The organism is Pseudomonas sp. 15C (assembly GCF_055484735.1).
Window position 1 is genome coordinate 98837 of record NZ_JBUDGD010000017.1, and the last position, 7744, is coordinate 106580.

Annotated in this window: 7 protein-coding genes; 3 read left to right on the forward strand and 4 right to left on the reverse strand. The window is 59.0% G+C overall.

Going from position 1 to position 7744, the window contains the following annotated elements:
- Positions 1-11: 11 nt before the first annotated feature.
- The 4 genes from crcB to ACYYKW_RS11975 all read right to left on the reverse strand — a co-directional run bounded on the left by crcB (position 12) and on the right by ACYYKW_RS11975 (position 4987).
- On the reverse strand, positions 12-386 hold the full coding sequence (crcB, locus tag ACYYKW_RS11960; protein ID WP_464990202.1) for a fluoride efflux transporter CrcB: 375 nt from the start codon (positions 384-386) through the stop codon (positions 12-14).
- Entirely contained in the window at positions 386-1708 is a 1323-nt protein-coding gene (locus tag ACYYKW_RS11965; RefSeq protein WP_090284341.1) for a replication-associated recombination protein A, read from the reverse strand. The genes crcB and ACYYKW_RS11965 overlap by 1 nt, the downstream gene beginning before the upstream one ends.
- Positions 1709-1861: 153 nt before the next feature.
- Positions 1862-2482 carry an outer membrane lipoprotein periplasmic chaperone LolA gene (gene lolA, locus ACYYKW_RS11970; protein ID WP_090284343.1) on the reverse strand — a complete coding sequence of 207 codons (621 nt, stop codon included), beginning with the start codon at positions 2480-2482 and terminating at the stop codon, positions 1862-1864.
- A gap of 75 nt (positions 2483-2557) precedes the next feature.
- Complete coding sequence (locus tag ACYYKW_RS11975) at positions 2558-4987, reverse strand: DNA translocase FtsK (RefSeq protein ID WP_167359897.1); 2430 nt, start codon at positions 4985-4987, stop codon at positions 2558-2560.
- Between the two features lie 489 nt (positions 4988-5476).
- Between ACYYKW_RS11975 and aat the strand changes: the two genes are divergently transcribed.
- From aat to infA, 3 genes are all read left to right on the forward strand, one after another.
- Positions 5477-6157, forward strand: coding sequence for a leucyl/phenylalanyl-tRNA--protein transferase (gene aat / locus ACYYKW_RS11980; protein WP_093106617.1), 681 nt, complete (start codon positions 5477-5479; stop codon positions 6155-6157).
- 58 nt (positions 6158-6215) lie between these two features.
- Positions 6216-6923 carry an arginyltransferase gene (locus ACYYKW_RS11985; RefSeq protein ID WP_090284349.1) on the forward strand — a complete coding sequence of 236 codons (708 nt, stop codon included), beginning with the start codon at positions 6216-6218 and terminating at the stop codon, positions 6921-6923.
- A gap of 112 nt (positions 6924-7035) precedes the next feature.
- Positions 7036-7254, forward strand: a complete 219-nt coding sequence (infA, locus tag ACYYKW_RS11990) for a translation initiation factor IF-1 (RefSeq protein ID WP_002553999.1) — start codon at positions 7036-7038, stop codon at positions 7252-7254.
- Positions 7255-7744 lie beyond the last annotated feature (490 nt).

The following is a 7744-nucleotide window of genomic DNA, read 5'->3' on the forward strand; positions in this document are numbered from 1 at the left end:
GTTTCTCGTTATCAAAGTTTGGTCAGAGACAGGCCAGCCCAAGTCGCGAGCAGCCCGCCGAATACGCTGAGTGCCGCATAGCCCAGGGCTAGCGGCACCTGCCCGCTTTCCAGCAGGCGCACCGTATCCAGTGAAAAGGATGAAAAAGTCGTCAGCCCCCCGAGGAAGCCGACCATCAACCCGGCACGCACCTCGATCGGCACCTCCGGGCGTACCAAAAACAGGCCGTACAACACGCCAATCAGCAGACAGCCCACGATATTAACGGCCAGCGTCGCGGTATAGAAGTGCCGCGGCCAATTGGCGCTGATCCAGTTGCCGGTGGCGAAGCGCAGCAAGGTACCGGCCATCCCGCCGACAGACACCGCAATGATCAATGGGACCACTATTTTCTCCGCTGTCTTGGGCTTAAACGGTCGAGTTGAGCGAGGTGATTGAGCTTTTCGCCGATCTTCAATTCCAGACCACGCGGCACGGGCTGATAGAACGGAATCGGTTCGAGTTCTTCCGGGAAATAGTCTTCGCCGGCCGCGTAGGCATCCGGTTCATCGTGGGCATAGCGGTATTCGTCGCCGTAGCCCAATTGCTTCATCAGTTTGGTCGGCGCATTGCGCAGGTGCAGTGGCACTTCCAGCGAGCCGTTTTCCGCCGCCGCGCGCAAAGCGGTCTTGAAGCCCATGTACACCGCGTTACTTTTCGGCGCACAGGCCAGATAAGTAATGGCTTGGGCCACCGCCAGCTCGCCCTCCGGACTGCCGAGACGCTCCTGCACTTCCCAAGCCGCCAGACACAGGCTCAGCGCACGCGGGTCGGCGTTGCCGATGTCTTCGCTGGCCATGCGCACCACTCGGCGGGCCAGGTACAGCGGATCACAGCCGCCGTCGATCATGCGCGCGAACCAGTACAGCGCGCCGTCAGGATTGGAACCACGCACTGACTTGTGCAGCGCAGAAATCTGGTCGTAGAACGCTTCGCCGCCCTTGTCGAACCGGCGACGGGTATCGCCGAGCAGGCTTTGCAACAGATCGGTGCCGATCTCACTGTTGTCTTCCGCCAGGTCCGAGGCGTTTTCCAGCAGATTGAGCAAACGCCGGCCATCGCCATCGGCAGCGGACAGCAGCATCTGGAAACCTTCATCGCTGAGGGTCAGGTTGCGCTTGCCGAGGCCGCGTTCTTCGCTCAGCGCGCGGCCCACCAGTTTGCGCAGCGCCGCTTCGTCGAGGCTTTTCAGCACATAGACGCGGGCGCGCGACAACAAGGCGTTGTTGAGTTCGAACGAAGGGTTTTCCGTAGTGGCGCCGATGAAGATCAGCGTGCCGTCTTCGACGTAAGGCAGGAAGGCGTCCTGCTGGGACTTGTTGAAACGGTGGACTTCATCGACGAACAGAATCGTGCGCTTGCCGTACTGGCCGGCCTGCTGCTTGGCGATTTCAACGGCCTGACGGATCTCCTTGACCCCGGCGAGCACCGCCGAGACCGTTTCGAAGTGCGCATCGGAGACTTCCGCGAGCAATCGCGCCAGCGTGGTCTTGCCCACGCCCGGCGGCCCCCAGAAGATCATCGAGTGCAAGGCACCCTGCTCCAGCGCCTCACGCAGCGGCTTGCCACGCGCGAGCACGTGTTCCTGACCGACGTACTCGTCCAGATTGGTCGCACGCAAACGCGCGGCCAGTGGCTGGGCAATCGGTGCACTGCGAAACAGATCCATCACGTAGCGTTGAAACCTCTATTTGAACCGGTTGCCATTCATGCTTTTGATTTTGCAGGAGTGAGTCTGCTCGCGATAGCGGTGGATCAGACAACGAAGTGGTGACTGACAGATCGAATCGCGAGCAGGCTCACTCCTACAAGGGGTTTTGGTTTATTCCTGGATAACGTCGGCACCCTTGGGAATGTCGAACTTGAATTTCGAGGCCGGCACCGCTTCGTTGGCCTTGACCCCGGTAAACAGGATATTGGTGCGCTGGCCGACACTATCGATCAGTTGCATGTCGTTGAGCAGACCGTTGCGGAACGACAGGCGCAGGTTGTCGAACAGGGTGTCTTTGGTTTTCGGCTTGAGGGTGAAGTCGATCACACCGCCCGCCTCTTTCGCGCTGATGTCAAAGCTCTGGCTGATTTTGGACACGTCGCCGGACAGCAGCAGCGCTGGGGTCTGGGTCAGGCGCTCGTCGAGTTTCTTGATAGTCGCCTGTTCCAGGTCCGGGTCCCACAGAGTGACTTTCTTGCCGTCGGAGACCATGGTCTGCTCGGCCGGGGCATTGGTGTGCCAGTAGAACAGGCCCGGACGCTGCAGGGTCATGTTGCCGGTGGTTTCCTGCAACTGGGTGCCGCTGCCGTCGAGGGTCAACTGCGAGAAGTTCGCGCTCAGGGTCTTGGATGTTTCCAGCAATTGGGTCAGACGCGCCACGTCCTTGTCATCGGCGTGGGCCGTGAGCGTGGTCAGCGCCAGTACTGGCAACAGCATGCGGATAAGACGCATGGGAGTCCTCTTGAATATTCGTTGGGAGAGGACGGCGCGTCATTGCGCCATCCTTTGTGCAAAAAGGGTTTCGAATCAGTCGCGAACCGGGCCCGGAGCAAGGACCTCGCGAGAACCGTTGGTGTTCATCGAGGTGACGACGCCGGCCATTTCCATGGCTTCGATCATTCGGGCTGCGCGGTTGTAGCCGATTTTCAGCTTGCGCTGTACCGCGGAAATCGAAGCACGACGGCTTTCCAGCACAAACTGTACGGCTTCGTCATACAACGCATCGGCTTCCGGATCATCGCCGTCGCCGCCACCGCTGCTGCCTTCAAAACCGCTGCCGGCCTCTTCAACACCGTTGAGAATGTCGTCGTTGTATTCCGGTGCGCCGCGCAGTTTCCACGCCTCGACCACACGGTGAACTTCATCGTCGGACACGAACGCGCCGTGAACCCGGATTGGCAGACTGGTGCCTGGCGGCATGTACAGCATGTCACCATGGCCAAGCAGTTGTTCGGCGCCGCCCTGATCGATAATGGTCCGCGAGTCGATCTTGCTCGAAACCTGGAATGCCATACGGGTCGGAATGTTGGCCTTGATCAGACCGGTGATCACGTCTACCGATGGCCGCTGGGTCGCAAGGATCAGGTGAATGCCCGCGGCACGGGCCTTCTGTGCGATACGGGCGATCAGCTCTTCAACCTTCTTGCCGACGATCATCATCATGTCGGCGAATTCGTCGACCACAACAACGATGGTTGGCAGTTTTTGCAGCAGCGGCGCTTCGTCGTGGATGCTCTCGCGCTTGTACAGCGGATCGCTCAACGGCTCACCGGCATCCTGGGCTTCCTTGACCTTGGCGTTGAAGCCGGACAGGTTACGCACGCCCATCTTGGCCATCAGCTTGTAGCGACGCTCCATTTCGGCAACGCTCCAGCGCAAGGCGTTGGCGGCGTCTTTCATGTCGGTCACAACCGGGCACAGCAGGTGCGGAATGCCTTCGTAGATCGACAGTTCGAGCATCTTCGGGTCGATCATGATCAGCTTGGCGTCTTCCGGACCGGACTTGAACAGGATCGACAGGATCATTGCGTTCACGCCCACGGACTTACCGGAACCGGTGGTACCGGCAACCAGCAGGTGCGGCATCTTCGCCAGGTCAGTGATGACCGGTTTGCCACCGATATCGTGGCCGAGGGCCAGGGTGACCGGCGATTTGAAGTTGTCGTATTCAGGCGTAGAAAGCACTTCGGAGAAACGCACAATCTGCCGGTCTTCGTTGGGAATCTCGATACCGACCGTGGTCTTGCCTGGAATCACTTCAACCACCCGCACGCTGGTCACCGCCAGCGAACGCGCCAGGTCCTTGGCCAGGTTGGCGATGCGGCTGACCTTGACGCCTGCCGCAGGCTGGATTTCGTAACGGGTAATCACCGGGCCGGGATGGATCGAATCCACAGCGACTTCGACGCCGAATTCCTTGAGTTTGATTTCCAGCAAGTGCCCGACCGCTGCAAGCGATTCCGGCGAGTAATTGAGCTGTTTCTTTTCCGCAGGATCGAGGATCGAGATCGGCGGCAACGTGCCTTCCACGGCGCTGTCGACGAACAACGGCACCTGCTTCTCTTTCTGCACGCGCTTGCTTGGCTCGGGCGCTTTGGCCGGCGCCGGGGCGATCACTGGCGGCACCTGCTTCTCGCGATCGGACATGTGCTTGCTCAGGGCTTGCTCGCGTTCGATCAGGCGTTCCTTGACTTTGGCCTGTTCGCGCTTATCGGTGACCGTTGGCGCCACCACGTCATGCACACGATCGTCGACCTCTCGCAGTTGCGCGACCAGTTGCTTGCGTTCGGTGCGTGCCGCCCACCAGCGATTGAGCGCGCCCTGAAACAGTTCGAACAGGTCGAGGGTGATCTTGCCGGTGATGTCCATCACCTTGAACCACGACAGATCGGTAAACACCGTCAGACCGAACAGGAACAGCGCGATGAACAGCAGCGTGCTGCCCTGAATGTTCAGCGCATTCTTCGCCAGATTACCGAGGCTTTCGCCCAACGCACCGCCAGCACCCGCCGGCAGGCCGGAGGCCGCATGGAAATGCAGATGCGCAAGCGCCGCGCCGGACAGCACCAGAAATACCAGACCGATCAGGCGCCAGGAGAACAGCCAGCCACTCCACTGCCACGGCTCGTGGCGCTGACGGAAGATCTGATAGGCCTTGATCGCCAGCAACAGCGGGAAGATGTAGGCGAAGTAACCGAGCACCATAAACAGGATGTCGGCGCTGTAGGAGCCCGCCGGACCGCCGAAATTCTGCACGTCATCGATCTTGCTGTTGTGGCTCCAGCCCGGATCGTCCTTGCCGTAGGTCAGCAAAGCCATCATCAGGAACAGGCACAAGGCACCGATGGCGATCAATGCACCTTCCTTGAGCCGGTAGTGCAATTGTTGACGCCAGAGCGGAACGACTGTTTTGGGTGCTTCGGTGGATTTCTTCAAAACGCTTCTTTTCCTGCGCACAAGGCGCGTCCATCTATTGAATGACGATAAAAAACTGCCCAATCCAGGCAGGTAAAAAATCAAACGAGCGCAAACGGAACTACTTTTAACATTACGCCGCGCTTTTTATAAACACAGCACATGACCAGCATTGTCTGATAACCCGCCATTGTACGGGTTTGTGCGTTCGATGCCATGCTTCAGACCCCGTGATTGAGCATAGCCAGGCGCGCAGAAGCTGCGACGCAATTTGAGCATGCATTTACCTTTTGTGACAAAGGCTTATGAAGGCTATTTGATGAACGTAGCGAAGCAGCCGATATCCACCCGGCTGCGATGCTCGCCGCGCGCTGCCACGGTGTCGCTTACGACCACGGCCGACACACCAAGTTGCAGCTCGATACTGGCTGCGTCGAATATCTGTGCAGGACATCGGCGCTTTTTCGCGGCAAACTCTTTCGCGGCGCCTGCGCGCCGCGACCGCCCTCCCCTTCTGCAAGCCTGGATGCCATGCTGACCTGGTTACAACGCAATTCCATGACCTTCCCTCCATTGGAAAAGGCCATGCGCGAGCCCAACGGATTGCTCGCCGCCGGCGGTGATTTGTCTGCCGATCGTCTGATTCAGGCTTATCGCCATGGCTGCTTTCCGTGGTTTTCCGAAGGCCAGCCGATTCTCTGGTGGTCGCCGGATCCGCGCACCGTGCTGTTTCCCGACGAGCTGCACGTTTCGCGCAGCCTCGGCAAACTGCTGCGCAAGGAACGCTATCAAGTGACCTTCGATCAGGATTTCGAAGCCGTGATTCGCGCCTGCGCCGCGCCCCGGGACTACGCCGATGGCACCTGGATCACCGAAGCCATGCAGGACGCCTACATCGAACTGCATCGCCGCGGCTTTGCCCACTCAGTGGAAGTGCGCGATCAGGGCGAGCTGGTCGGTGGCCTGTACGGCCTGGCGATGGGCCAATTGTTCTTTGGCGAATCGATGTTCAGCCGCGCCGACAATGCCTCCAAATATGGCTTCGCCACACTGGTGCGCCATCTGAAGGACGCCGGTTTCGTGCTGATCGACTGCCAGATGCCCACCGATCATTTGCACAGCCTCGGTGCGCGAGCGATTCCCCGCGAGCAATTTGCCGATTATCTGGCGCGACATCTGGATCAACCCAATCATGCGACCTGGGTTTGCTGAGCGACTTTTGCGCAGGTGGCTTACACTTAATCCACCAGCTTATTCCGAGGGTTGATTCATGACCGAGTTGGCGCGCCTGAAGTTCTATGCCACTCAGCCCCACTCTTGCAGTTATCTGCCCGAGGAGCAGGCCACGACCCTGTTTCTCGATCCGAGCCAGCCCATGGATGTGCATGTCTACGCAGACCTGTCGGAAATGGGTTTTCGTCGCAGCGGCGATCATCTGTACCGCCCGCATTGCCAGAATTGCAACGCGTGCGTGCCTGCGCGCATCCCGGTTGCGCAGTTCCTGCCCAACCGCCAGCAAAAACGCATTTTCAAACGCAACGCCGATTTGCAGGTGCGTCCGGCCAAGCCGCAATTCAGCGAAGAATATTTCGACCTGTACCAGCGCTACATCGAACAACGCCACGCCGACGGCGACATGTACCCGCCGAGCCGCGATCAGTTTTCGACCTTTCTGGTCCGCGATCTGCCCTTCTCGCGCTTTTACGAATTCCGACTCGACGGACGGTTGCTGGCGGTAGCGGTGACCGATTTGCTGCCTAACGGCCTCTCGGCGGTCTACACCTTTTACGAACCGGCCGAAGAACGCCGCAGCCTGGGACGTTTCGCGATCCTCTGGCAAATCGCCGAGAGCCAGCGCCTGGGGCTTGAGGCGGTCTACCTCGGATACTGGATCAAGAACTGCAAAAAGATGAACTACAAGACCCAATATCGCCCGATCGAACTGCTGATCAACCAGCGCTGGGTCATCCTCAACTAAAGCAAAAGCTCAAACCCCTTGGCGTAAACCCCATTTTTCGGGCACAATGCACGCCGCTTTTGCCTGGCGCAGTTGCACCGGGCCATTCACTGGATACCGAGGGCTTTACTGCATGTCGAAAGAAGACAGCTTCGAAATGGAAGGCACTGTCGTCGACACCCTGCCCAACACCATGTTTCGTGTGGAGTTGGAAAATGGGCACGTCGTAACCGCGCATATTTCCGGCAAGATGCGCAAGAACTACATTCGTATTCTTACCGGTGACAAAGTGCGCGTCGAACTGACGCCCTATGACTTGAGCAAAGGGCGCATCACCTACCGCGCTCGCTAATCAAGTCAATACAAAACGCCCGGCTTTTAGCCGGGCGTTTTTGTGTCTGGGGTTTGGGTTTGGGTGAGCACCCGTTTGCTGCGGGTGCGTTTGAATTGCTCGAAGATCAAAAGCAACGTCAAAAGCCCCTCACCCTAGCCCTCTCCCGGAGGGAGAGGGGACTGACCGAGGTGGCTGGAAGAGTTACGCAGACATGAAATACCGAGTCTTACGCAAAATTTGAAAAGCACAACGATCGGCTCCCTCTCCCTTGGGAGAGGGCTGGGGTGAGGGGCAGCCACACCACAAATCAAAAGCCATGCGACGCTTCTCACCACTCAATAGGCCGAGTGTCAGCTCGCCTGCTCTTGATCTTGATCCACCGGCGACGTCGGAAGGCTGAGCGGAGGGGTTGATCCGGGCGTGGGAGCGCAGCGACCGTCTGGCGCAGCCAGACACAGCGGAAGGAGGTGCAGCGAAGCAAACCGTAGCCGCTGCGCCCGGATCGATC